Annotated in this window: 17 protein-coding genes, 1 tRNA gene and 1 pseudogene; 10 read left to right on the forward strand and 9 right to left on the reverse strand. The window is 68.1% G+C overall.

The features are described from left to right. Nucleotides 1-85 precede the first annotated feature (85 nt). On the forward strand, nt 86-748 hold the full coding sequence (locus KV557_RS00785) for a 4'-phosphopantetheinyl transferase family protein (protein ID WP_218197577.1): 663 nt from the start codon (nt 86-88) through the stop codon (nt 746-748). A gap of 53 nt (nt 749-801) precedes the next feature. Here the strand turns inward: KV557_RS00785 and ileS are convergent, their stop codons facing one another. Continuing rightward, a complete protein-coding gene (gene ileS / locus KV557_RS00790; RefSeq protein ID WP_218197578.1) occupies nt 802-4,005 on the reverse strand; it encodes an isoleucine--tRNA ligase in 3,204 nt (1,067 codons plus the stop codon). Between the two features lie 389 nt (nt 4,006-4,394). On the opposite strand from ileS, the gene KV557_RS00795 reads away from it, so the two are divergent. Further along, a tRNA-Ile gene (locus KV557_RS00795) sits at nt 4,395-4,468 on the forward strand. Here the strand turns inward: KV557_RS00795 and KV557_RS00800 are convergent. Then, nucleotides 4,460-5,032, reverse strand: coding sequence for a GNAT family N-acetyltransferase (locus tag KV557_RS00800; protein ID WP_218197579.1), 573 nt, complete (start codon nt 5,030-5,032; stop codon nt 4,460-4,462). The genes KV557_RS00795 and KV557_RS00800 overlap by 9 nt on opposite strands. Nucleotides 5,033-5,490: 458 nt before the next feature. Here KV557_RS00800 and KV557_RS44765 point away from each other — a divergent pair. Then, a pseudogene (locus tag KV557_RS44765) lies at nt 5,491-5,874 on the forward strand (class I SAM-dependent methyltransferase); the annotation flags it as partial. A gap of 359 nt (nt 5,875-6,233) precedes the next feature. Here the strand turns inward: KV557_RS44765 and KV557_RS00805 are convergent. The 6 genes from KV557_RS00805 to KV557_RS00830 form a co-directional block, all read right to left on the reverse strand. Continuing rightward, nucleotides 6,234-7,232: a thiopeptide-type bacteriocin biosynthesis protein gene (locus KV557_RS00805; protein ID WP_218197580.1), complete on the reverse strand. Its 999-nt coding sequence runs from the start codon at nt 7,230-7,232 to the stop codon at nt 6,234-6,236. Nucleotides 7,233-7,330: 98 nt separating this feature from the next. Then, the gene (locus KV557_RS00810; protein WP_218197581.1) at nt 7,331-8,056 is read right to left on the reverse strand and encodes an HAD family hydrolase; all 726 of its coding nucleotides are present in this window, start codon (nt 8,054-8,056) and stop codon (nt 7,331-7,333) included. Further along, a complete protein-coding gene (locus KV557_RS00815; RefSeq protein ID WP_308129703.1) occupies nt 8,053-9,432 on the reverse strand; it encodes a helix-turn-helix domain-containing protein in 1,380 nt (459 codons plus the stop codon). Before KV557_RS00815 ends, KV557_RS00810 begins: the two co-directional genes overlap by 4 nt. A gap of 366 nt (nt 9,433-9,798) precedes the next feature. After that, nucleotides 9,799-10,488, reverse strand: a complete 690-nt coding sequence (locus KV557_RS00820) for a group II intron maturase-specific domain-containing protein (RefSeq protein ID WP_256176754.1) — start codon at nt 10,486-10,488, stop codon at nt 9,799-9,801. Between the two features lie 33 nt (nt 10,489-10,521). Next, nucleotides 10,522-11,724 carry a group II intron reverse transcriptase/maturase gene (gene ltrA / locus KV557_RS00825; protein ID WP_218197583.1) on the reverse strand — a complete coding sequence of 401 codons (1,203 nt, stop codon included), beginning with the start codon at nt 11,722-11,724 and terminating at the stop codon, nt 10,522-10,524. 708 nt (nt 11,725-12,432) lie between these two features. Then, nucleotides 12,433-13,107, reverse strand: coding sequence for a reverse transcriptase domain-containing protein (locus KV557_RS00830; RefSeq protein ID WP_218197584.1), 675 nt, complete (start codon nt 13,105-13,107; stop codon nt 12,433-12,435). Nucleotides 13,108-13,893: 786 nt separating this feature from the next. Between KV557_RS00830 and KV557_RS00835 the strand changes: the two genes are divergently transcribed. From KV557_RS00835 to KV557_RS00845, 3 genes are all read left to right on the forward strand, one after another. After that, nucleotides 13,894-14,553: a RibD family protein gene (locus KV557_RS00835; protein WP_256176755.1), complete on the forward strand. Its 660-nt coding sequence runs from the start codon at nt 13,894-13,896 to the stop codon at nt 14,551-14,553. Nucleotides 14,554-14,703: 150 nt separating this feature from the next. Further along, complete coding sequence (locus KV557_RS00840; RefSeq protein WP_218197585.1) at nt 14,704-16,491, forward strand: S9 family peptidase; 1,788 nt, start codon at nt 14,704-14,706, stop codon at nt 16,489-16,491. Nucleotides 16,492-16,696: 205 nt separating this feature from the next. Further along, nucleotides 16,697-17,734, forward strand: coding sequence for an NAD-dependent epimerase/dehydratase family protein (locus tag KV557_RS00845; RefSeq protein WP_218197586.1), 1,038 nt, complete (start codon nt 16,697-16,699; stop codon nt 17,732-17,734). A 72-nt stretch (nt 17,735-17,806) separates the two neighbouring features. Here the strand turns inward: KV557_RS00845 and KV557_RS00850 are convergent, their stop codons facing one another. Next, a complete protein-coding gene (locus tag KV557_RS00850) occupies nt 17,807-19,132 on the reverse strand; it encodes a DNA-binding protein (RefSeq protein ID WP_218197587.1) in 1,326 nt (441 codons plus the stop codon). Nucleotides 19,133-20,330: 1,198 nt separating this feature from the next. Between KV557_RS00850 and KV557_RS00855 the strand changes: the two genes are divergently transcribed. The 4 genes from KV557_RS00855 (at nt 20,331) to KV557_RS00870 (ending at nt 24,798) form a co-directional block, all read left to right on the forward strand. Continuing rightward, nucleotides 20,331-20,789 carry a helix-turn-helix domain-containing protein gene (locus KV557_RS00855; protein ID WP_218197588.1) on the forward strand — a complete coding sequence of 153 codons (459 nt, stop codon included), beginning with the start codon at nt 20,331-20,333 and terminating at the stop codon, nt 20,787-20,789. A gap of 71 nt (nt 20,790-20,860) precedes the next feature. Continuing rightward, the gene (locus KV557_RS00860) at nt 20,861-21,835 is read left to right on the forward strand and encodes a hypothetical protein (protein ID WP_218197589.1); all 975 of its coding nucleotides are present in this window, start codon (nt 20,861-20,863) and stop codon (nt 21,833-21,835) included. Between the two features lie 63 nt (nt 21,836-21,898). Further along, nucleotides 21,899-23,398: an amino acid permease gene (locus tag KV557_RS00865; RefSeq protein ID WP_218197590.1), complete on the forward strand. Its 1,500-nt coding sequence runs from the start codon at nt 21,899-21,901 to the stop codon at nt 23,396-23,398. Beyond that, nucleotides 23,395-24,798 carry a glutamine synthetase family protein gene (locus KV557_RS00870; protein ID WP_218197591.1) on the forward strand — a complete coding sequence of 468 codons (1,404 nt, stop codon included), beginning with the start codon at nt 23,395-23,397 and terminating at the stop codon, nt 24,796-24,798. The genes KV557_RS00865 and KV557_RS00870 overlap by 4 nt, the downstream gene beginning before the upstream one ends. The last annotated feature ends 3 nt before the right edge of the window (nt 24,799-24,801 follow it).

The following is a 24,801-nucleotide window of genomic DNA, read 5'->3' on the forward strand; positions in this document are numbered from 1 at the left end:
CGGAACGGAAGCCGGCCGAGGGAAGGCCGCCCGGCGCGGTGATCCATGCGCCCGGCGGCCTCGCCCCGGACCCGAGTACGACCTCATGACCGACTCCAGTCTCTTCGCCCCGCTCCTGCCCCCCTGCGTCAAGATCGCCGAAATGGATCCGCGCGACAGCAGCATCGGGGCGCTCGAACCCGCTGAGCAGCGAGTGGTCGCCGATGCGGTACCGCACCGGCAACGGGAATTCGCCGCGGGGAGACAGCTCGCGCATGGGTTGATAGGAGATTTGGGATACCCGCGAACTCCCCTTCTTGCTCACCCTGACCGATCGCCCAGGTGGCCGGAGGGTCTCGTCGGTTCGATCACCCATTGCGAGGGCCGGGTCGCGGTGGCCGTCGGCCGGTCGAGCGAAGTCATGGGCATCGGAATCGACATCGAGCCGTGCGCACCGCTTCCCGCAGAACTCGGTCCCCTGGTCCTGACCGCCGACGAACGTCGAAGAGTCGACGCCTGGAGCGCGGAGGACGGATCGCTGCGCAGCCGTTGGGTCTTCTCCGCCAAGGAGGCGACGTACAAGGCGGTGTACCCGCTCACCCGGAAGGTCCTGGAGTTCTCCGACCTCGAAGTGTTTGGGGGGCCGATGGGGTTCGTGAGCGTGCTCCGGCGCCAGGCGCCGCCCTTCCCGGAGGGAACCTCCTTCGTGGGGCACCGTGCCGCGGTTGGCGGGTACATGGCCAACGCCGTCGTGCTCCGGCCCACATAGCGGAGGGCCGCGCCGCGGGAACGGTAAGTCCCGTGGCGCGGCCCGTGAGCCGGTCAGACCCGGTCCACCCTGACCCCGACCCGCTCGCCCTCGGCAACCGCCTCGACGAGGGTGGGGTTCGCGACATTCGCGTACGCCACGGACGAAGCCAGCACCTCTCCGGCCATGTGCGCCTCGTGGGCCCGGACGGCCTCAATGACCGCCCCGGGGGCGTCGAGGGTCAGCGAGATGCGCTCCGACACATCGAAACCGGCCTCACGGCGCGCCTTCTGGACCAGCCGGACCACATCCTTGGCCAGCCCCTCGGCCGTCAGCTCGGGTGTCAGCGTGGTGTCCAGCACCACCAGGCCGGTGTTGCCCGGCAGTGCGACGGTCTCGTCCGGATCGACCGCGACGAGGCGCTCCGTGTACTCGCCGGGCAGCAGCTCGATGCCGCCGGCGGACACCCCGTTGGCGCTCTGGACGTAGTCGCCCGCCTTCACGGCGCGGATCACCTTCTGCGTGTCCGGGCCGAGGCGCGGACCGCAGGCCGACGGGTTGATCGCGATCTCGAACCGTCCGTGTGTGGTGACGTCGTTGGTGAGCACGACGTCCTTCACATTGACCTCGTCGCGCAGTATCGGGGCGAAGGACTCGAGCGAGGCGGCGTCGGGGGCGGCGACGACGAGCTTGGCCAGCGGCAGCCGGACCCGCAGTCCGCGTGCCTTGCGCAGCGACAGTGCTGCCGACGCCACCTGGCGCACGCGGTCCATGCCGGTGACAAGCTCGGCGTCATGCGGCAGGTCACCGGCCGAGGGCCAGTCGGTGAGGTGAACCGAACGGCCTCCGGTCAGCCCCTGCCAGATCCGCTCGGTGGTGAACGGCAGAAGGGGTGCCGCGACCCGTGCCGTCGTCTCCAGGACGGTGTGCAGGGTGTCCAGGGCGTCCACGTCGCCGTCCCAGAAGCGCTTCCTGGAGCGCCGGACGTACCAGTTGGTCAGCACCTCGACCTGGTCACGGATCCGCTCGCACGCCCCGGCGATGTCGAGGTTGTCCATGGCGGTCGTGACCGTGTCGACGAGCATGGCGGTCCGGGCGAGCATGTACCGGTCCAGGACATGACTGCTGTCGGTGCGCCAGGCGCCGCGGTGGCCGGCCGCTCGCGCGTAGAGCGATTGGAAGGACCAGGTGTTCCACAGGGGGAGGATGGCCTGGCGGACGCCTTCCCGGATCGCCTGCTCGGTGACCACGAGGTTTCCACCCCGCAGGATCGGCGAGGAGAAGAGGAACCAGCGCATGGCGTCGGATCCGTCGCGCTCGAACACTTCTCGCACGTCAGGGTAGTTGCGCCGGGACTTCGACATCTTCTGGCCGTCGTCGCCGAGGACGATTCCGTGCACGAGCGCGGAGGCGAAGGCAGGGCGGTCGAAGAGTGCCGTGGCAAGCACGTGGAGGGTGTAGAACCAACCGCGCGTCTGGCCGTTGTATTCGACGATGAAGTCGCCGGGGTAGTGGTGGTCGAACCAGTCCGTGTTCTCGAACGGGTAGTGGACCTGGGCGAAGGGCATCGAACCCGACTCGAACCAGCAGTCGAGGACTTCGGGCACGCGGCGCATGGTGGACTGGCCCGTGGGGTCGTCCGGATTGGGACGAGTCAGCTCGTCGACGTAGGGGCGGTGCAGGTCGGTCGGGCGCACCCCGAAGTCCCGCTCCATCTCATCCAGGGAACCGTAGACGTCGACGCGTGGATAGCGGGGGTCGTCGGAGATCCATACCGGGATGGGCGAGCCCCAGTACCGGTTGCGGGAGATGTTCCAGTCCCGAGCACCTTCCAGCCACTTGCCGAACTGGCCGTCCCGGATGTTGGACGGGACCCAGTTGATGTCCTGGTTGAGCTCAACCATGCGGTCACGGATCGAGGTGACACGGACGAACCAGGAGTCGACCGCCCGCTGGATGAGCGGATTGCTGCAACGCCAGCAGTGCGGGTACGGGTGGTCGTACGTCTCGTGGCGGAGGAGCACCCCCTGCACGTGAGCGGCCTGGTCGCGCAGGTCCCTGATGATGGCGCGGTTCGCCTCGAACACCTGGGTTCCCGCGTACGGCGGCACCGCGGTGGTGAACTCGCCGCGGCTGTCGACCGGGATCACGACCTCGATCCCCGCCGCGTCGGTGACGGCCTTGTCGTCCTCACCGAACGCCGGCGCGATGTGCACGAGGCCGGTACCGTCCTCGACGGTGACGTAGTCGGCGGCCAGGATGCGGTGCGCGTTCTCGTGGCCGGCGAAGAAGTCGAACGGAGGCGTGTAGGACAGCCCGAGCAGCTCGGACCCCTTCAGCCGGCGCAGAACCTTGGGCTCCTCGCCCAGTTCCCGGGCGTAGTGCTGCATGCGCCCTTCGGCGATGACGTACCGTTCGCCGCCGAACTCGTCGGCGGTCTCCAGGAGTACGTAATCGATCTCCGGGTGCACCGCCACCGCCAGGTTCGACGGCAGCGTCCACGGGGTGGTCGTCCAGACGAGGGCGAGAGCGCCGTCGAGATCCTCACGCAGAGCGGCCGTTCCGGTGTCCGCGTCGTCGGACGCCTTCGGCGCGGACAGACGCAGACCGACGGTGACTGCCGGGTCCTGCCGGTCGAGATAGACGTCGTCCATCTTCGTCTCGGTGCTGGACAACGGGGTTTCGCAGCGCCAGCAGTACCACAGGACGCGGAAGCCCGAGTACACCAGACCCTTGTCCCACAGCTGCTTGAAGGCCCAGATGACCGACTCCATGAAGGAGAGGTCCGAAGTCATGTAGCCGTCGTCGAAGTCCACCCAGCGGGCCTGCCGGGTGACGTAGTCCTTCCACTCGGCCGTGTAACGCAGGACCGAGGCGCGGCAGGCATCGTTGAAGGCCTTGACGCCCATCTCCTCGATCTCGGACTTGTGTCCGATGCCGAGCTGCCGCTCCGCCTCGACCTCCGCGGGAAGCCCGTGGGTGTCCCAGCCGAACTGGCGCTCGACGCGCTTGCCGCGCATGGTGCGGTAGCGCGGAACGGCGTCCTTGACGTACCCGGTCAGCAGATGGCCGTAGTGAGGAAGACCGTTGGCGAACGGCGGGCCGTCGTAGACGACGTACTCGTTGCGGCCGTTCTCGCCCGCGGGGCGCCCTTCGACGGAGGCGATGAAGGTGTCGTCGGCCTCCCAGAAGTCCAGTACCTCGCGCTCGAGTTCCGGGAAGGACGGCTGGGACGGGACATGCGGATAGGAGGCTGAATGGGGCTGATCGTCAGCCATGCGGTGCTCCTCGTGCGGCGGATGGACTCCTGGCATGCGGGGACGACGATCCCGTCCCCGGGACGCCGCGGTACCACCCCGCTTGCCGCCCACACGCGGACGGCCGCTCGTTGAAGGCTGTTACGGGCCACTCCCGTCCGGTTCTACTTCGGACCGTGCCGGGGAGGGCGATCCGTTTCTTCCGGAGGCTCCCCGGTGATAGCCGGATCCATGCCTGTGATCCGAGTGTAGCGCACCGTACTCGCGTGTGTGCAAGCCGATTCCGCCGCGTTGGGCCGGGCTCGGTACCGGAGTTGGGGCCTTCAAGGGGGTGTCGGACCAGCATTACCCGAGGCCCGGATCGACTGCGCGGCTACTCTGATAGCCTACGGTCGGTCGAGAGATCTCAAGGGCCTATAGCTCAGTCGGTTAGAGCGCTTCCCTGATAAGGAAGAGGTCAGTGGTTCGAATCCACTTAGGCCCACATGTCATCAGCGGTACCGGTCCGCACCCTCGTGGCCACCGGGTGCGGGCTACGCACCATGCGTATGTTGGGCAGTCGGCCCTTCCAGAGTTGCCGCTCGCCAGAGTCCACGAACCCGTGGCGTGTATAGAAACGAACAGCGCGCTCGTTGTAGGTGGTGGCCCAGAGAAATACTGGCCTCACCCCCACCCACTCCAAGTATTCGTCCATGAGCCGGCTCCCGATGCCGCGGCCGGCGAACCTCGCCAGCACGTACATGGGCCCCAGCGTCGCGACGTCGCTCCGGTGGCCGCAGAGGAAACCGACGGCCTGGTCCGTTGAGCGAGCGATACGGCAGAAGTCTTGTTCCGGCCGGAGGGCGGCGGCCTCGATGGCCTCCCGCCAACGGGCGACACCCTCCGGTGTCACCACCCACCCGACGTTCTTCCGGATCCAGTCCGCGTCGATCCCAGCGGCGGCGTTCGGGTATGTCTCGAGCCAGGCTGTCAGATGCACCCGGCTGAGCTCCGCGGCGTCGCACGGGGACGCTGCGCACGTCACGAAGTGCGGGCTGTGCGTGTCCATGATCCACCGACCTCTCGGTGCGATCGAGTGAGGATTTGGGGTGGCTGCCGCAGAGTGGTGGCAAGGAGGCTGGCATGCCGTCCCATATGTACCCTCTGTTGAGTTTGTTCATTTGTGCTAATTTTCTCCGTTATATGGAATTCTCTCAAACGGATCACTACGGGACGGCTGCGGGCGAGAGGCGTGTAGGCGACCGTCTGCGGGTGCACCGTGCAGGACGAAGGACGTGGCCAGGGGAGGCCCTGGAGGTGCTGGGGACGGGGCGGTGGGGCAGCCCCCAGGCTCGCCCGAGACGGCGATGAGCGGCCGCGCGCTGTACGGGCAGCAGGCGGTCTACTCCGGCTGGGCGGAAGGCTCGGCCGTCCCGGTGGTCGCCCTTGCGCCCTGGTGTCCATGTGTCGTGCCATCTCTGGATATCTGGGTGACGCCCTCTTGACCCGGCTCTACTCTCACAGGGCATGACGACCATCGACCCACGCATCACAGGCTTCTACACGGAGTACGACGAGGCGTCGCGGCTGCATTCCACCGCGACGGGCCAACTGGAGCTCGAGCGGACCCGAGAGCTGTTAACTCGATACCTGCCACCAGCGCCGGCTCGGGTGCTGGACGTGGGTGGAGGGCCGGGCACGCACGCCCGATGGCTCGCCGAAGAGGGGCTACAAGGTGCTCCTTGTCGACCCTGTTCCGAAGCATGTCGAGCAGGCCCGTGAGCGCGCGCCGGGCTGCGCGGCGCAGCTGGCGACGCCCGCGACCTGAATATCTCGGACGGCACCTTCGATGCGGTGCTGCTGGGTCCGCTTTACCACCTGACGGACCGTGAGGACCGGCGCGGGGCGATCAAGTCCCCCGCTGCTGGCCGCGGTGTGCATCGCACGCTGCTTCCAGCGCCTCGGGCTGGCCCGCGAGCAGCAGGCGCAGCTCACCGCCTTCGGGTGGGGCTACCTCAGCGCGTACCTCGAGCGGAAGGCCGTCACCGTCTCGACTCCGGCTGTCCTCGAGCGGCGCCTTCAGCAGCTCGACACCGCGCTGGGGGACACCGGCGCGGTCAGGCAGATCGCACCGGCCAAGCCTGGGACCCGGGTTCACTTTCCACAGTCAGTGTGGATGCAACTTCACTGGTTCACTTCCAGTTTGGGAGTCAGCCTGTCGCAGGAATACGCCGTCGCAGAGATGTTGGACCACTGGGTTGCCAACTCGCCTACGAGAGAGCCGTCGGGGCGGACCATAAGGCCTCGGTGATCGCGCACTGCCGACTGAACGGCATTCGGGCCCGGTTCCAGTGGAAGACGATCAGGAATGCGGCTGCCTCCCGCGGACCCACGTACGCGGTCGGCATCGAGAAGTACGCCCGATCCCAGTGGGGGAACTCGCCTTTCACCGCTTCCTGGAACCGGGCCACCATCGGGCCCGCGGTGGGTGCCAGCTTCGACCACAACCGGTCCGGATCCTTCCAAGCCGCCCGCAGGGCTGCCGCCGCCCGCGGCCACCCCTCCGGCTCGCCTCCCTCGAAGTGGCGGCCGGCCTGCCTGCGCAACCGGTCCCACACGTCACGGTTCTCCCAGCCGTCCACCCCCATCTCCGCGAACAAGGCGCGGATCAGCAGCAGCGACAACACCCATGTCGGGCCCACCGGCGGCTGCGCGCCGTGGGCGTCCAGCCAGACGAGCGAGTCCGCGGTGAACACCCGGTGCACGCTGCGCATGGAGGCTGGGCCGCCGAACAGGTGCTGCTCCGGCTCATAGACTGCTGGCCGCCACCCGGCGATCAGGCCATCACGTCGCCACACCTGCGCGAGCTCCTGCATCCGCGCCTCCACCTGCTCGCGGTGGTCGGGCAAGGTGCGGAACCGGGCCCGCACGCCCGGTGGCTTGTTGACGAAGAAGAAGTCGCCAACATCGCCGCCGGATAGCAGTCCGCGGGCTGCATCTGCCAGCACGCGGTACAGCGGCGTCGGCTCGTTCCCGTCCGGCGGGGTGAAGGCCAGCTGAACCCACGTCTCCTCACGCGCCTGCGCCCGGACCGCCGGCAGCCCGCCCCCAAGGAGCGCCGGCGCCAGCCAGGCCAGGTCGCTATCGGCCGCCTCGCCTTCACCCTCTAAGTGGGCGGCCACCCGCCGTAGGAACTGCGGAACGGTCAGCCTGTCCGGCCCGACTTTGACGAGCTGGCCGTCCTTCGACCTGATGTTGTTGTCGCCCACGCCCACGCCTGCCGCCTACGCCGTCACCGAGAGCGTCATGGTCATGACGCTAGCAGACCGAACGGGGCGGACGCCGGTGATTGCCGCTCTGGCACTGCCTACTGGCGGCGGGCCGTCGTAAGGTCGGCGATGGCACGGAGAAGCGCCTGGGTGTCGCTGAGGCTGTCGAGGACATGGTCGGCGCCGGCGGCGGCGAGCTGGTCGGCCGAGGTAGTGCCGGAGGCGACAGCGATCACCCTGGCGCCGCCTTGTGCACCGGTTCGGACGTCTTCGAGCGAGTCGCCGATGATGACCGTGTTCGATGGGCCGAAGGCGGTCCCGTACCGCGCGGCAACGCGGCGCTGGGCGATGCCGACGAGGGCCGGCCGGTGGGAGTCGTCGGAGGCGAATCCGCCGACGGCCAGATCCACGTACTGATCCAGGTTGAAGGCGCGGAGCTTGATCTCCGCGCTCCGCTGCAGGTTGCCGGTCACCACCGTGGGCACGAGGTCCGGGTGGACGTGGACCGCTTCGAGCGCGGCGGGGGCGCCAGCCATGATCTGGCCGTGGTCGCGCAGTTGCTCGGACCGTTTGGCGAGCAGCTGGGGCAGCAATTGAACGATCCGCTCTGCGAGCCGCTCGACGTCCTGGTGATCGATGCCGTTCGCCGCGAGCAGTTCCCGCACCGCCAGGGGCATCGTGCGCCCGGTTCCCCGTTCGGGAAGCCTCGTCGCCTCGCGGCCGATGGCCTGGAGAAACGCCTCGCGGTAGACGGCACGGTCGGTTTCCCCCACGTACACCAGGGTTCGGTCGACGTCCCACAGAACGAGCACGTTGCTGGTCACGGTGTGAACTCCTTGGCCGCCATCACTTGCCGTGATCGTTCTATCAGCTCACCCGACCGAGGTCCCGGGATCGCCTGAAGATTCTCCACCACCTGTTCCAGGTGCTCGTTCAGCCTGGCGGACTGGACACTCGTCGCCAGGGTGAGAGCGGTATCGGCCGCCATGAAGCCTCCGTCCCGTTCCCCGGCGAGAAGGTGAGCGGATGCCGCCCGCGACGCGAACAGAGCCCGTGTCCGCAGATCGGCGGGGTTCAAAGTGGAGGCCGCCTGCTCGAAGTAGCCTGCCGCGGTCGTGTGCTCGCCGAGTTGGAGGTAGCAACTCGCGGTCTGGCCGAGGATCTCCCCTCGGTTCATCCAGTAGAGCCAGCCGGGGTCCTGCTCCCCCGGTCCCTGCTCGGCAAGTTCGGCAGCGCGGCCGAGCGCGCGCAGGCACGCCTGTTCTTCCCCGAGCTTGGCGTGCCCGCGTGCCTGACGGGTCAGGAGCATGGCCTCCAGGTAGGAGGACCCGAGTGTGCGGACCTTCTCCCGGGCGGACTGCATCGCGGTCACGGCGTCCCGAGGGTTTCCCACCGAATAGCTCTGGATGGCCAGGTAGGACAGAGCACCGACGCCATAGCGGGGATCGCCGGAAGCATGAGCGGCCCGAAGGGCTGCAAGGAGAGCCCGTTGTGCTGCTTCATGGTGCCCGGTGTCGAAGTGGAACCACCCGAGCTGGGTGGCGGTGTCGGCGGCAATGCCGGCCAGGCGTCGTCCGGTCTTCTCGTCGTATCGGGCCGACTTCAGGGTCTCGTAGATGAGGCTGAGGTGGGCGCGTGCCAGACCTGCGACCAGGCCGCTGCCGGAGCTGGCGTCCATAGTGCGGAGGCCGTCGATCGTCCCTTGGAAGCTAGCGACGAGGCCAGGGACCACCTGCGCGCCGTCGAGTGCGCGTCCGAGGGGCTCTGCGTCTGCGATCGCCCACTGGTGGATGTAGGCAGAGAGGGCGGTTCCGGCGAGGATCAGGAAGTGACGGCGATTTGGACGCATGGCGGCGGGCTCCCCTCGCATGGCGTCGTGCAATGCCGCCACCATACGGCGCGCCGTCCACGGCGCGGCAACGTCGTCATGGGTCGGGGATGAACTCGCGCTCTCTAATGGGGCAGTTGAGGCCGCTCCGCGCAGGGGAAGTTTCACCAAGGCGGGGGGAGCGCCGACCGCGTCAAGGAAATCGACGATCCGCTCGATGTGAGTCAGCTGCACCCGTCCGGCCTCCAGGCGGGACAGGTAGCCCTGGGTCAGTCCGGTGATTCCAGCGAGATCGTCCTGGCGAAGCGGAACAATCTCCCGCAGGCGCTTACTCAGTCGGCCGAAGTCGAGTTCAGCGAGGCTGTCACGCACAAGCCCGTCGCGCCACACCCAAGCAGGAACGCCGACAGGAGCCAATTCGACGACAGTCCGCGCGCACGGGCCACACACGCTGTCGCCATCGTTGTACCGGCTGAGCGTGCACCCGCAGCGCTCACACCGCCGCGTACTCATCCCGCCCCCTCCGGCCGAACGGGAGACCGGCTCCCGCAGGCGACCGACGTGATCATATTTCTGCGCGAATATGACTACGCGAATGGTCGCCATTGAACACTCTCAGGCACCTTACTGCGACGGGCAGTTGCCCAGGGCGGTCGGGTAGCCGGGAGGGATCTCACCTCCCGGCCCCCACAGATCCGTACGTAAACCTCTCGGTTTATACGGCTCTTGTCACCCTCGTCACCAGACAGCGGGCATGGTGATGGTCCACTTCCAGTGCGCGAACAGCCTCGGATACTGCTTGGTGACCCTCAGCCACGCCTGGTGAGCCTTCTTCCTTGCCCGCAGCCGCTTGTACTTCGAGCGGACCCAGCGCATCAGGTAGGCGTTGATGCGCGTCAGGAGCCGATACAGCTTCGACCGGTAGAACCGGCCGTAGTACTGCATCCAGCCCGCCACGATCGGGTTGATCTCCTTGGCGAGTTCCTTCTCAGTGAGGTTGACCCTCTGGTGCAGCCGCCAACCGCGGACGACCGCGCCGATTCTCTTGAGGGCGTCGTTGCTGATCGCAGGCAGGAAGGAGAGGAAGCGCCTCCCGTTCCTGTCCTGCGCCTGACGCGGCTGGAACGTGAACCCCAGGAACGTGAACGCGACGTGTTCGTACGAGCCGCGCCGCGAACGGTCCTTGCAGTACACGATCCGGGTCTTGTCGGGATGCAGCCGCAGCCCGACCTCCTCCATCCTGTCCCCGAGCGCCGCCAGGACCTCGCGGGCCTGGTGCTCGCTGCCGCAGTGCACGACCGCATCGTCGGCGTAGCGTTCGAACTGCACGCCCGGGTAGTTCCGGGTCAGCCAGGTGTCGAGTAGGGTCGGGGACTGGCGCGGTGGCTGCCGCTCCGTTTCCAGTCCCCGCCGCCTCAGACCGGACATGCGGTTCTCCCGCATCCGGCTTTCCGACATCGTTCACCGCTGGGCATGCGCCGTCGCCCCGTGCCACTTTCCGGACAGGCGGAAGACCCCGAGCCGACTGATCCACCCGTAGTTGTAGCGAGTGGCCCAATTCCGGCCCGAGAGGCCATGTTTCCTGCTGGTGAAGATCGCCAGCCGCTCGTGGACGTACTGGTCCACCGCTTCGAACTTCCGCGCGGAGTTCCCGTTGCGGAAGTACCCGGCCCATCCCCGCAGCACGGGGTTGAGCTCAGCCACCACGGCAGCCACCGGCCGCTCGGTCCGAGAACGCGAGGTAGCCGCGCGGACCTTGTCCCGCAGCACCCCCAACGCCCGTTGCGAGGGCCACCGGTACAGGTAGAACCTGCCCCGCCACTTCCACGACTCCACTTTCCGGTGGTGGAAGCCGAGGAACTCGAAGCCCTGCTCACCTCGGGTGAGGCAGGTGATGCCGGATTTCTCGGGGTGCAGTCGCATCCCGAGCTGTCCCAGCACTCTCGCCGCCAGCTGCTGGGCCTGCTCGGCCCGTTGTCTGGTCGGCGACAGGACCACGAAGTCATCGCAATACCTCACCAGCACTCCCAGCCGGCGGCCCTCGTCCTGCCATGCCTCATCGAGGACGTGCAGAGCGATGTTCGCCAGCAGCGGGGAGATCGGTGAGCCCTGCGGGGCTCCTGCCCCGGTCGGGGAGGTCACCCCGCCCTCCAACACTCCCATCCGCAGCCAGGCCCGGATCAGCTTCAGCATCGACCGGTCCACCACGCGCCTCGCCAGCTGAGCGACGAGTGCGTCGTGCCCGATCGTCCCGAAACAGTCCCGGATATCGGCCTCGAATACCCACTCCCGCCCTTGGTTCGCCGCAACGCGCACAGCATCACACGCGTCGATCGCGGACCGTTTCGGCCGGAATCCGTAGCTCGCCTCGGTGAACCCGGCCTCGAAGACCGGTTCGAGAACCATCTTCGCGGCCGTCATCACCACCCGGTCCGCCACGGTGGGAATCGACAGCGGCCGCCACTCCCCCGGCCGCCCCGGCTTGGGAATCTGGACCCGCCGCAGCACCGACGGACGATACGTATACGCCCGCAGTCGCTCCGCCAGGTCCTGGAGGAACACATCCACCCCCGAGGCCGCCACCGCGTCGACAGTCACACCGTCCACGCCGGGGGCGCCCCGGTTCGCGCACACGACCGACCACGCCCGCCACAAGACGTCCATGCGGTGGACGTGGCCGTACAGGGCATGGAACCGTCGTTCGGGTTCTTGCTTGGCACAGCGGTAGAGCGTCCACTGCAAGGCTCGGACCTTGTCCAGAGGACGCCGCTCCAGGCGGCCTGTGTCCTCCCGGCGGGCGGAGATAGCCGAAACGGCACTCACCCGGGCACCTCCCTGTTCGCGGATCGCATCGATGAAGCAGGGGCCCTTCGCTCCCGACGGGTTGTGTTGTCCCGCCGATCAGCACTACTACGACCCCCTCCGACTGCCTCTCGACAACCCGCCACTTCCCGGTTCCGCCGGTTATAGGCAGGCCACACTCCCGGGCCGCATACCCGGGGCCGAGTAGGCCCTCTCCAGTTCCCAGGACAACCCTCCGACCGTTCCACGCCCCTTACGCCGGGAGGTTCTTCAGCGCCCGCTCCAGGTTCCCGGACGCCTTCCATGGCCTTCGCCCTACGCATACGGACTCGGCACCTCCTTGGCCCACCCTCACAGGGCGGGGTCTGCATATCGACGCTGCAGGCTTCACTTGATGTTGCGGACCGGTCGGTCGCACGCCCCCGAAGGACGCTTGTCACTCCACTTCGACGCCGCCCTCTCGAACGACGCCGGGAGTCAGCTACCGGGGACCCTGGCGTCTCCCCGGACCGGACTTGCACCGGCTGGCTGCCCTGAGCTTGACGCCCGGTTACATCCCCTCCACCTCTTTCAAGTTGAGATGACGCCCGGACTCCTGGACGTACACGCGTAGTGCATGAACAGGTTCGCCAGCACAGGTGAGACCGCTGAGCCCTGTGGGGTTCCTCGGTCTCGCAACTGCAGGGTTCCGTCGGGCAGTTGAAGCGGCGCTTGGAGCCACCGCTGAACGTACAACTTCACCCAGACGGCGTCAGTGTGAGCGTCCACGACCTTGACGACGAGGTCCCACCGGACGCTGTCGAAGAACTTCTGGATGTCGAGATCGATCACCCAGTCCTTCTTCCAGCAGCGCTGCCGGCAGCGTTCCACCGCGTCCAGGGCCGATTTCCCAGGCCGGTAGCCGTAGGAGTCCTCGTGTAACACAGGGTCCACGCGAATTCCCAGATGCCTGGCCACTACGGTCTGGGCAACCCGGTCAGCGACAGTCGGAATTCCTAGAATTCTCGTGCCGCCGCCGTGCTGCTTCGGAATCTCCACCGCGCGCACCGGAGGTGGGAAGTAGGTCCCCGACGCCATTCGATTCCAGATCTTGTACAGGTTCCCCTGCAGATCAGCCTCGAAGTCGGCGATCGACTGCCCATCCACCCCAGGCGCACCCTTATTCGCCTTCACCGCTCGCCAGGACTCCCAAACCTCCCACTTCGAAATCTCGAACGGCTTGCCTTGTGCTTTCAGCTCGTCCACCCAGCTCCTCCCGGACACTCCGGTTGACCGACCGAACAACAGCCACGGATGACCCGGCCCCTTCGCTCCGCCCCCGTTACAGGAGCCTCACAGCTACTACGAACCGGTCCGCCAGCGCACCCCGCGACGGTACTCAAGCCCTACAGGGCACACCTGACTCGGGCACTCCCTCTCGCCGCCACAGGGGCGGTCGGTGTCGGGGTACGCCTTCTCACGTTCCACGCAGGAGCAGCAGACCGGACTCGCGTCGCCTCCATGCCGGACACCACCTGGCCAATAGACGGGCACCCACCAGGCTCATCCCGGAATTGTTTCCACACCCCGGTTTCGATGTCATCTACTGATTTTCGACACGTCAGCGGCGATTCGCTTGCGCTCGCCTTTCCGATCCCCACCTGACGTCTCGAAGACGCCTTTTCCTCGATCGCTCACCACGACGGTCTTCAGCCAACGCAGCACGAGGCGGTTTGGAGCCTCCCCCCGCAGGGCGACTCCGAAGGGCCACAACCTTCATCTCCTACGCAGCATTGCAATCAGAGATGTCTACCTACATAACATTCCTCCTGCATTCGTGACACACGAAAACGATCACATTCGCTTGTCGCGACCGCGACAGTCTCGGCTAGCCGTCGCCCTCGACACCCTGCTGCGAGGGTGCGGCAGCGTGCCCGAAGTCGCCCACTTCCGGCAGGCGCTCGACAGCGTCCTGCCCCATGAAGTGTGATGACCAAAGTGCTGTTGTCCCGAGAGAACGGACCGCCGATGGCCTCCCGCCCCTTCGTTCTGTTGAGCGTCGCAACATCCGTCGACGGTCACATCGACGACGCCTCGCCCGAGCGTCTGCTGCTGTCGAACGCCGAGGACTTCGACCGCGTCGACCAGGTACGAGCCGAATCCGACGCCATCCTCATCGGCGGAAACACCCTGCGCAGCGACAATCCGCGCCTGCTGGTCAATAGCGACAGGCGCCGGGCCGACCGGATCGCGGCCGGCAAGCCCGAATACCCGCTCAAGGTCACCATCTCCGCCAGCGGCGACCTGGGCCGGGACCTCAAGTTCTGGCACTTCGGCGACAAGAAGGTCGTCTACACCACCGACGCTGCCGCACCGAAGCTCCGGGAGACGCTCGACGGTCTTGCCGACGTCGTCAGCACCGGCCCCACCGTCGACTTCGGCGCGCTGCTCGACGACCTCGCCACCCGCGGCGTCGAGCGCCTCATGGTCGAGGGCGGCGGGCAGATCCACACCCAGTTCCTCTCCCAGGGGCTGGCCGACGAGATCCACCTCGCCATCGCGCCGCTGCTCGTCGGCGACGCCGCCGCACCACGCTTCCTCCACCCGGCGAACTACCCCGGTGGAAGCGGCCACCGGATGAGGCTTCTCGGAGCCCAGACGATCGGCGACGTCGTGCTGCTGCGGTACGCCCCCAAGCCGGCGTCGAACTGATCTCCGAGGGCCTCAGGCCCATCGTCGAGCGGGAGGGCCACCGCTGTTGGCCTCGGGTGCGTCCTCGGCGCACAGGCAGATGCGGTGTCTCTCCGGCTGACGGGTAGCCTACGAGCAGCCAGCTAGGCAGGCCGAGAGGACCGCGATCGCATGACCGAGGGCATCGGGCTGTCGCCCGCGTGGGTGGCCCGGAAGTTGGTGGCGTACGACGAGCTCCGAGCGGCAGTGGGTTCACTGTGGTGGTTGCAGTCTGATCCCGATCACGGCGGATGCCGTCGAGTCATGTGCGCGGACCGGTCGGGCACAGCCGTCGCAGTGACGCCGCCCGAGGTCTCGGTCGGTGGTCAGCTTCATGCCTACGGTGGCGGCGCCTTCGCGGTGACATCGGGCGGGGTGTGGTTCGTCGGCGACGACGGTTCCCTCTTCCGCCAACCGGCTGGTGGCACTCCTGAGCGGATCGTCTCCACCGTCGGATCTGAGCAGTACGGAGATCTCGCTCCAGCCGCGGAGGGCGGTCTGCTCGCGGTTCGCGGGGACGACACGGTGGACGAGATCGTCGCCGTGTCGCCAGTCGGCCGCACCCGGGTGCTGGTTCGCTCCCGCGGGTTCCTCGCCTGCCCGCGGCAGGCAGGGGACGCCCTGGCGTACGTGAAGTGGCAGCGAGACCGGATGCCATGGGACAGCTCCCGCCTCATGCTGGCCAACATGCGCTCGGATGCCATCGAGCCGGGCCGGGTCGTGGTAGGCGGCCCCGAGGAGTCGGTGGTGCAGCCCTCATGGGGACCGGACGGCCTGCTGTACTTCATGTCCGACCGGACAGGATGGTGGAACCTGTACCGGCTACGCGACGGCGTGGTGGAGGCGGTCGCGTCGATCGACGCGGACTGCGCACCGGCGCCCTGGGAAGGTGGCTATCAGTCGTACGGTTTCGCCGCCGACGGCACGGTGGTGCTCACGGTCATGAAAGGGTTCACCACCGACCTTCTCGCCGTCGGCGTCGAGGGCGGCCGGCGACGGCTCGGCTCGAACCTTACGTCCGTGAAGCCGTACATCGCCGTCGACGGCCATGTCCTCACCGTGATCGGGTCCACTGCAAGCAGCCCGCCGGCCATCTGGTCGATCGACCTAGCAGCGCGGGCGGACTCCCCGGCCGTCCCCTTAGGCAGGGCCTCCGAGTCTGGCGTGCCCTGGACGCCTGTTCCTCCCTCGCTCGAGACTGCGGCGGCTGCGAACGGCCCGGTGCACTTCCTGCTGCACCGACCGCCCGGAGGCGCGCGGCCGGTGCCTCTGCTCGTACGGGCCCACCCCGGTCCGACGGACGACGTCCCTCTGAGGTTGGACTGGGCGAGTCAGTTCTTCGTCAGCCATGGCTTCGCCGTCGCCGAAGTCCTCTACCGAGGTAGTACCGGTCTGGGACGCGCCTTCCGGCAGGCGCTGCACGGCCACTGGGGCGACTACGACGTCGACGACTGCGCGGCCGTCGCAGAGCATCTCCGTACGCTCGGCCTGGCGATGCCCGGAGCTGTGTTCATCGGCGGCGCAAGCGCCGGCGGCTACACGGCGCTCCAAGCGGCATGCCGTCCGGGACCGTTCAGTGCTGCGACAGCCACGTCAGCGATCATCGACCCCGCGCGGTGGGAGTTGTCCGTGCCGGCGTTCCAGCGTCCACATGCGGCCGTTCTGCGGGGCCCTGCCGGTGCGGTGAAGCCTTCGCGGATCCGCTGTCCCGTACTGGTGATCCACGGGTCGGCCGACACGATCACGTCCGCAGATGAGGCCATGCAGTTCGCCCAAGAGCTGGCCGCCCTCGATGCTAACCACACCTCCGTGCTCCTCGAGGGCGGGGACCACTACCTGTCGGCACCCGCAGACCGGGAACAGGCCCTTCGCGCCGAACTCGACTTCTACCGGCGCATCATGAGCCGCTCGACATCGTGACCGCCAGCCTGTCGGCTTCCGGCAGCACGGCACGAGCAAACTCGCGCAGGTCCCAGGCCGGGGCATAGTCGGCGTGGATCTGCAGGTCCGCCAGGATACACCGGGGTGTCATCTTCGCCACGATCACGCCCGCGAGCTGCGATGTTCGGCCCAACCGAAATGACGGGGTGGCCAACGGGCACCGGTCCTGGGCAGGATTCCGGGCATGGACATCTTGGTTATCGGCGGTGGCTGGTTTCTGGGCAAGGCCGTCGTCGAGGAGGCACTGGCGCGCGGTTGGGCCGTGACGACGTTCAACCGGGGCCGATCCGGTGCGGTAGTACCTGGCGTTCGGCAGGTGGTGGGTGACCGCACGTCGGTTGAGGACCTGGCCCGGCTGGCGACGCAGGGCCCGTGGGACGCAGTGATCGACACGTCTGCCGCGGAGCAGCCGCCGAAAGTGGTGCTCGCGGGAACGACGGCGCTGGAGAATGCCACCGAGCGCTACGTCTACGTCTCGACGGTGTCGGTGTACGCCGGCTGGCCGGACCATCCACTCAAGGTGGGCGATCAGCTGATGGACGGCCCGGCCAATGCCAACAGCGAGTACGGCAGGAACCCCGAGGGCTGGCTGGGGCCCGATCTGCACTACGGCCGGCAGAAGGCTGGCGGCGAGCGGGCGGTGGTCGAGACGTTCGGTGCGGAGCGGTCCTGGCTGCTTCGCCCCGGCGTGATCCTTGGGCCCGGCGAGTACGTTGGCCGACTCCCGTGGTGGCTTCGGAGAGCCGAGCGCGGTGGTCAGATCCTGGCACCCGGGTCTGCCAACAAGGGCATCCAGCCGGTAGATGTTCGCGATGTCGCGCGCTTCGCCGTCGATGTCGCGGAACGGCCTGGTGGAGGCGTCCACAACGTGACCGCGCCGATCGGCAGGGACACGATGGGCAGCTTCCTGGAGGCGTGCGTGATGGTGACGGGCGGCCGGGGCGAATTGCGGTGGGTGTCTGACGGCGTGCTGCTGGAGCACGGTGTCCGGCAGTGGACGGAGCTGCCGTTGTGGCGGACGAACGAGGGGGTCTGGCTGGTCGATGCTGAACCGGCGCACGCCGCCGGGTTCGCCTGCCGTCCCTTGGAGGAGACGGTGCGGGACACCTGGGAGTGGCTCCAGGCCGGCAACGTGCCGGTTCCGCACCCACGGGCATCCGCTCACGGAATCGATGCAGATCGGGAGCGGAAGATCCTGGCGGCTGCCAGCTCTTCGCGCTGAACAGAATGGAACGGGGTGGGGACGGAGCGGCACCCTGCCGGTCCGCCCCACCCCCGTTGCGGGCGTGGTGTGCTACTCGATGGCCAACCGCGCGGCGCTGCCACCGAACTGCCTCGGTGCGGCGACTCGGGTGTACTCCTCCAGCACCTCTCGAAGCGTCACGGCGACCGGCGACGACCCGACAGGCTCCGTGGTGAGCAGCTTGCCGACGTGGACGATTCGCTCGACCAGGCCAGCGGCACGCCGGTCCGGGGCGAGCGCAGCGATGGGCTTCAGGACCTCGGCTGCTTCCTCCACTTCTCCGTCGAGGATCAACGCCGCCGCGAGGTCCGCCCGCGCCTCCGCCTCGATCCTGGGAATCCTCTGCCCAGCGGGCAGGCCGGCTTGCAGCTCCAGCACTCGCCGGGTGTGCTCCTGCGCGCTGGTTCCGTCGCGCAGGAGAAGGAACGTCGTGCCGTGCGAGCGGGCGATCCTCTCGGGACCGTGGAGGAACTCCCCGGCCACCTCGTCGTGGAGGTCGTCGCACTCGACGGTGTCGACGTCGAGGAAGCGCTCGACGGCCGCGGTGGCTCGCTGCTGATCGCCGAGGTGACCGTGGGCCCTCGCCTCGATTGCGGCGATGCGAATTTGGCCAGCCGTGCCAACGCCGGGGAAGGACTGCGCCTGACGGATGAAGCGGATCGCCTCACTCGGTCGGCCTTCCCAGTAGGCGAGCATGCCGAGCGTGCCGGCCGAGAAGGCAGCCAGCGGGGTGAAGCGGGTGACTTCGGCATACATGCCTGCAGAGCGGGCCAGCCGTGTGGCCTCTCCGAGGGAGCCGAGATCGAAGGCCGTCATGGCCAGCAGAGCCGTCGTCTGGCCGATCGCGATCAGCAGCTGCTGCTTCTGCCGGGGGATGTGGGTTCGGTCGAGGAGCGCTTCGGCATCCGTTCGAAGCTGCCGGGCTTCGCGGAGCACGTCGAACGGCGGCCGGTGGTTGTAGGTGCGGGCGAGTCGGCGAACGTCTTCCTGGACCTGTTCTATGGACAGATCGGAGAGGAAGGCGGACGCTACGGAAGCCGCGTGGTCGGATGCTTCGCGTGCGGTCATCGCGAGCTCTCTTTCAAGGTCTTGCTGGGATAGTGCGGTGGGATCTCCCTCCCGCGGCGGCGCCAGGAGTTCGGCGATCGGCCTGTCGAACATGTGCTGGATCGTCTGGGCGAACACGGAGGTCGGACGGCTGACCGTTCCAGCGATCCAGCGCCTGAACGTCGCCTCCGACATCTCCAGGTTGCGAAACCGCGTGTCCTTCAGGGTGCGCGCCAGTTCATTTCCGGCCGCTCTGAACTCCCTGTGAAAGTCGGGGAATTCCCAGCCCTTCTTCTTGATCAGGGCGCCCAGTAGCGTCTTACTCGGCATGTTGCACGCCTCCCGCCCCCGTGGTCTCGACCTGGCCCGGTCGCCGCTTGTGCGGGGAGAGCCCTGCTCTAGCAATACCCGACAAGGGTGCTTTGCGCGGGATCATCTGACGAGATGACACCTCAATGACATGCTGCTGACCGCACCAGCCGTCAGATGACACCCGACTGTCGTGGCGCTGTTCTGGCCAGGACGCGACAGTGGGTGACCGATCACCGAATCGCAGTCCGCGAAGTGATTCGGTCTCTTCTCAACCATCTTCTCGGCCGCCGGCTGTGGCCGGCTGCCCGCCGACCGTCCCGCTTGATAGACCTGTGGGCCCCGGCCACGCATCTGGCATGTCCATGCCTGAAAGGACGATCAATGATCGCCGTGCCTCGAACCCGACCGGTGTATCACCCCGCCGGGTTCGACGATGCGCTCCGGACCGCCGTAGATGACCTGCGGGCCGGACGCTGGCTGCCGACGCAGCGGTTGCTGGCCACCACGGCGCAGAACGCCGGCCTTCGGACGTCTCGGACACAGGTGCTGGCGCTGGTCGCGGCTCGGTCGACGGTGCCCGCCCATTGCCTCCCGGAAGGACCCGCCGATGGACACCCCGTTCGCCCTCCCCCCTGAGCGCTTCGTCCAGCACCCCAGGGGTCCCGATGGTGGTCTCCGGGAAGCTGTGAAGAAGTTGCAGACGCTGCCGTGGATCGCTGCCCGCTCATTGCTGGCGAGTTCGTGGGGCGACTGGTCGCTGTGGACGTGGCGCACCCAGGTCCTCGCAGCTGTCGCAGCTCGTGCTCAATAGCGTCTCCGTGCGGTGCCACGTGGTGGGCGTGCACCTACAGCGCTCACATCCCCGCGCACCCATCCCGCCCCTGCGGCCGACGGGAGACCGGCTCCCACAGGTGACCGACGTGATCATATTTCTGCACGAATATGACTACGCGAATGGTCCCGGTAAACACTCTCAGGCACCTTACTGCGGCGGGCAGTTACCCAGGGCGGAAAGCGATCAGTAGCCGAGGGCAGCGCCCACCCGAAGCCACCACCAAGCCATCCCCGCGCCCACCGCCGTGCGCGAAAAGGGCAGCTCCCCTACCCCAGGAGAGGAGTCGATGTGAGCCACAGTCCTCAAATCCGAGCCGCACACCAGAACACCGCTCTTCGGGTCGCCGCCGTCCCCCCGGCCCCAGGCAGCCGGCCATCGACGTTGGCAAAACCCGCGCTCAGCCCGCACGAGCGGCGGATCGCCCAGCACCTCGTGCAAGGAAGCACCCCGAAGCAGATCAGAGACGACCTCGGCGTCAGCCAGGCCAGCATCAACTCCTCGGTCAGCCGCCTGTTCAGACGGCTCGGCCTGGCGAACCGCACGCACCTGGTGGCCTACTGCACCACCTACCGGTGGGTGGACACCGCCAAGGTGTGGGACGGACTCGCCGTCGCCCCTCCCGAGCTGGACAGTTTCGAGCTGGAGTTGCTGCGGCTGGTCGCCGAAGGGCAGACCATCGAGCGGGCCGCCCGCACATTGCAGGTGGCGCCCGACACCGCCGCCCACCGCTTGAAGGGCGTCCGCGAGAAGATCGGGGCCCGCAACCTGAGGCACGCCGTAGCCGCAGCGCTGCTCCTGGACCTGATCCGCCCCCGCCTGTCGGCGCGCGCCGCCGCGTGACTCACGCGCCAGGGGACGCACCATCCGAGCTGTCATGCCCATGCCTTGACCACGTAAGGAATTCAGCCACCATGGACCACACTGCGCGTCCCGCAGTCGTACATCCCGCCGGCCACGACGGGGATCTGCGTGCGGCCGTGGAGGAGTTGCGTAGTGGTCGGTGGGTGGCGGCCCGCGAGGTGCTGGCCCGGTCCCGGGGGGACTGGCCTCAGTGGACTCGTCGGACGCAGGTTCTGGGCGCGGTGGCGGCCCAGTCGGACGTGCTGCGGCACTGGTCGGCTGACGAGCCGGACTCGCCGATTCTGCTGACGTTGCACGCCAGGGCCAGCGTCGAGGGCGTCCTTCTGGCGCATCAGCAGCAAGCGGACGAGCGGCTCTTGGCAGGCTGGGATGCGGCTGCGAGAGAGGCGTGTTGGCGCGCCGCTGGAATCGGCGTCGATCCGGTGCCGTGGATCTGTCTTCTCGCGCTCGCCCAACTCGACATTCAGCAGGAGCGGATGGAACACCGGGTGGATCCGCCGGATCAGATGCTGCTGCCGGGCCCGTGGGGTCTGCTGGAGCACACGCATCGGATCGACCCGTGGGGCCGGGAGGCTTACCACCGGATGCTCCGGTTCTGGCTGGCCATGGGCCGGACCGGGGCGGCGACCAACTTCCTGATGCACTTTCTGGCCTCGGCACCGACCGGCTCGGCGCTTCACGCGCTCCCGCTTCATCTCCATCTGGAGCGGTATCGCAGGGAGCCGCGGAAGGAGGCAGTCCTGTCGCAGTGGTCCTCCGATCACGTGCGCCGGGATGTCCAGTCCGCGTATACGCACTGGCGCGCGGCTGTCGGCGAGCATGGCCGGTGGCCGGTGGCCGACGAGAGTCTCCTGGCTCACGCCCTGTGGGCCGATCACCACCTGGCCGAGGCCGCCGAGGTCTTCGCCTCGCTCGGCCCGTTCGCGTCGTGGCAGCCCTGGGCGACGATCGCCGGCGACCGAGAACGGGGCTACGACCTGCTCCACCACGCCATCGCGCAGTGCCGTCGAGTCGCCGCGTTCTGAGCGGGATCCCCGCCGCCGCCCGACTAGCTCACCCTCTTCCTCGTTCTTTCGGAGGTTTCCCCCATGTTCTTTCGGCGACGCCACACTGCTCCCGTCCAGAAAGAAGACGACCTTTTGCGGTCGCTCGGCTACGAGCCCGAACTCACCAGGCGGATGGGGGCGTTCGGCAACTTCGCGGTCAGCTTCTCGGTGATCTCGGTCCTCAGCGGTTGCATGACACTGTTCGGCTTCGGGCTGGTGACCGGCGGCCCGGCCGTGATGATGTGGGGCTGGGTCGGTGTCGGCATTGCGGTGCTGCTGGTCGGCATGGCCCTGGCCGAGGTCACCTCCGTCTATCCGACCAGCGGCGGCCTCTACTACATGGCGCACCGGCTGGGCGGACCACGCTGGGGCTGGGCAACAGGATGGCTCAACCTGCTCGGGCTGATCGGCGGGATCGCCGGCATCGACTATGGAGCGGCCAGCTTCATCGCGGCGTTCGCGGGGCTCGAGTGGGGTGTTGAGACGACGCCCGGTCTGGTGCTCGGGATCTTCGCGGTGGTCCTGGTCGTGCACGCGTGGGTGAACCTGGGCGGGACGCGCGTGGTGACCGTCCTCAACAGTGTCTCGGCGTGGTGGCACCTGCTCGGCGTCGCAGTGATCGTCGGCGTCCTGTGGCTGGTTCCCTCGCACCACCACAGCGTCGGGTTCGTGTTCGGCCACTTCGCGAACGATAGCGGCTGGTCTAACCCGGTCTACGTCAGCGCCTTGGGGCTGTTGCTGGCGCAGTACACCTACAGCGGGTACGACGCGTCGGCGCACCTGTCGGAGGAGACCACGAACGCACAGATCGCCGCGCCGCGCGGAATCGTCCGTTCGATCTGGGTGTCGCTGCTGGCCGGGTTCGTCCTGCTGGCGGGCCTGTTGTTCGCGATGCAGGACTACGGCGCGACGGCGGGCGCCACCGTACCGCCGGCGCGCATCTTCCTGGACGCGGTCGGCGAGTCCGGGGCGAAGGCGCTGCTGCTGATCGTCATCGGCGCCCAGCTGTTCTGTGGCTCGGCGGAGACGGCCGCCGCCAGCAGGATGATCTACGCGTTCTCGCGAGACGGGGCACTGCCCGGATCGGCGACCTGGCGCAAGGTATCGGGCAACCGGACACCGGCCAACGCGGTGTGGCTGGCGGTCGCGGTGGCCTTCCTCCTGGCGCTTCCCTCGATGTGGTCGACCGCCGCCTACGGCGCCGTGACCGCGGTGAACGTGGTCGGCATGACGCCGGCCTACGCCATCCCCGTGTTCCTGCGGCTGCGCCAGGGCAAGAGCTGGCGGCCGGGACCGTGGAACCTGGGCCGGTGGGGCCGACCTGTCGGTGTGCTCGCGGTGGCGTGGGTGGCCTTGGTAACGGTGCTGGTGTGCCTGCCGCAGACCAGCCCGGTGACCGCCGAGACCTTCAACTACGCGCCCGTGACCCTACTGGTCGTGCTGCTGTTGTCCGCCCTCTGGTGGCGGATGGCCGGCCGCCGCTACCAGGTACCGGTCGTCAACGACCCCCGGCTCGCCGCGTTCGAGGAGCAGATCGTATGAGGACCCCAGCCAGACCATCCCGTTCGCAGACGGGCCGCTCGACTCCCGCCCCGACCGCTGCAGTCGCAGCACTGCGTGACCTGGTCCACGACGCCCGCATCGACACCGTGCTGCTGGTAGCCGTCGACATGCAGGGACGACTCAAGGGCAAGGAGTACGACGCCGGGGTACTCGTGGAGCGCCTGGCATCGGGGCGGATCCGCCCCGAGATGTGCGGGTACGTCATCGGCACGGACCTGGGCATGACGCCCCAGGCCACCGGCACCTTCTCCTGGGAATCCGGCTTCGGCGACATCGCGCTGCTGCCGCATCTCGACCGTGCCCGCGTGCTCCCGTGGGAGCCGGGCACCGCCGTGGTGTTCGCCAGCCCCGTCGACGGCGACCGGCCGCACCCGCTGGCCCCGGCCACCATCCTGGACTCGCAGCTCGATCTACTCGAGGGGTTGGGCTACGAGGTGCGGGTCGGGATCGAGACCGAGTTCGCCGTCTACGAGAGCACGGGTGCCGACGCGGCTGCGGCCGGCTGGCGGGGGCTGCGCCCGGTGACGTGGGACAACCGCGACTACGCCCTCGATCGGACGACGACGGTGGCCGGCTTCTCACGGTCGCTGCGGCAGGCCCTGGCCGGAGCCGGGCTGCCCGTCGAGGCGGTCAAGCTGGAGAGCGCCGCAGGCCAAATCGAGGTCACCTTCCCGTACGGACCGGCCCGGGAGGCGTGCGAGCAGCATGTGCTGTTCAAGCACGCCGCGAAGTCTCTGGCGGACCGGCAGAAAATGGCGGCGACGTTCATGGCGGCCCCGGCCGACGGGGTGGGCAGCGGAATGCACCTGCACCTGTCGATCTGGGCCGACGGCGAGCCGGTGCTGGTCTCCGCCGGGGACGAGCACGCCCTGTCGGAGCTGGGCGAGCGGGCGGTCGCCGGGCTGCTGGAAGTGATGCCCGCCACCGCGCCGATGTGGGCCCCGTACGTGAACAGCTACAAGCGCATCGGGGGCCCGTTCGCGCCGTCCAGGCTCGCGTGGGGGCGGGACAACCGCTCCTGCGCGGTGCGGGTGGTCGGCCACGGCCGGGGCCTGCACCTGGAGGTCCGCCTGCCCGGTGCGGACGCCAACCCCTACCTGGCGCTGGCCGCCGCCGTGGCCGCCGTCCGCCACGGCATCACCGGCGATCTCAAGCTCCGCGAGGCCAGCACCGGCGACGCCGACTGGGACGACGACCTCCCGGTGGTGCCTCGTCACCCTTGTTACGCCATCGAGGTGTTCGAGACCAGCCGCGTCGCCTCCGCGCTGCTGGGCGAGCACGTCGTCGCCCACCTGGCCTCGCTCGCCCACCTGGACGTCGACCACCACGCCGCCCGCGTCACTGACGCGGAGCTGGCGCGCGGGTTCGCCCAGGCCTGAGCC

The organism is Kitasatospora aureofaciens, assembly GCF_019192735.1.
Classification (GTDB): domain Bacteria; phylum Actinomycetota; class Actinomycetes; order Streptomycetales; family Streptomycetaceae; genus Kitasatospora; species Kitasatospora aureofaciens_A.

Excerpts from the sequence above, each read along its gene's own strand:
- KV557_RS00785 (WP_218197577.1), top strand. The coding sequence starts at position 86 with ATGACCGACTCCAGTCTCTTCGCCCCGCTCCTGCCCCCCTGCGTCAAG.
- ileS (WP_218197578.1), bottom strand. The coding sequence starts at position 4,005 with ATGGCTGACGATCAGCCCCATTCAGCCTCCTATCCGCATGTCCCGTCC.
- KV557_RS00800 (WP_218197579.1), bottom strand. The coding sequence starts at position 5,032 with ATGGACACGCACAGCCCGCACTTCGTGACGTGCGCAGCGTCCCCGTGC.
- KV557_RS00820 (WP_256176754.1), bottom strand. The coding sequence starts at position 10,488 with ATGTCCGGTCTGAGGCGGCGGGGACTGGAAACGGAGCGGCAGCCACCG.
- ltrA (WP_218197583.1), bottom strand. The coding sequence starts at position 11,724 with ATGGACGTCTTGTGGCGGGCGTGGTCGGTCGTGTGCGCGAACCGGGGC.
- KV557_RS00840 (WP_218197585.1), top strand. The coding sequence starts at position 14,704 with ATGACCGAGGGCATCGGGCTGTCGCCCGCGTGGGTGGCCCGGAAGTTG.
- KV557_RS00845 (WP_218197586.1), top strand. The coding sequence starts at position 16,697 with ATGGACATCTTGGTTATCGGCGGTGGCTGGTTTCTGGGCAAGGCCGTC.
- KV557_RS00850 (WP_218197587.1), bottom strand. The coding sequence starts at position 19,132 with ATGCCGAGTAAGACGCTACTGGGCGCCCTGATCAAGAAGAAGGGCTGG.
- KV557_RS00860 (WP_218197589.1), top strand. The coding sequence starts at position 20,861 with ATGGACCACACTGCGCGTCCCGCAGTCGTACATCCCGCCGGCCACGAC.
- KV557_RS00865 (WP_218197590.1), top strand. The coding sequence starts at position 21,899 with ATGTTCTTTCGGCGACGCCACACTGCTCCCGTCCAGAAAGAAGACGAC.
- KV557_RS00870 (WP_218197591.1), top strand. The coding sequence starts at position 23,395 with ATGAGGACCCCAGCCAGACCATCCCGTTCGCAGACGGGCCGCTCGACT.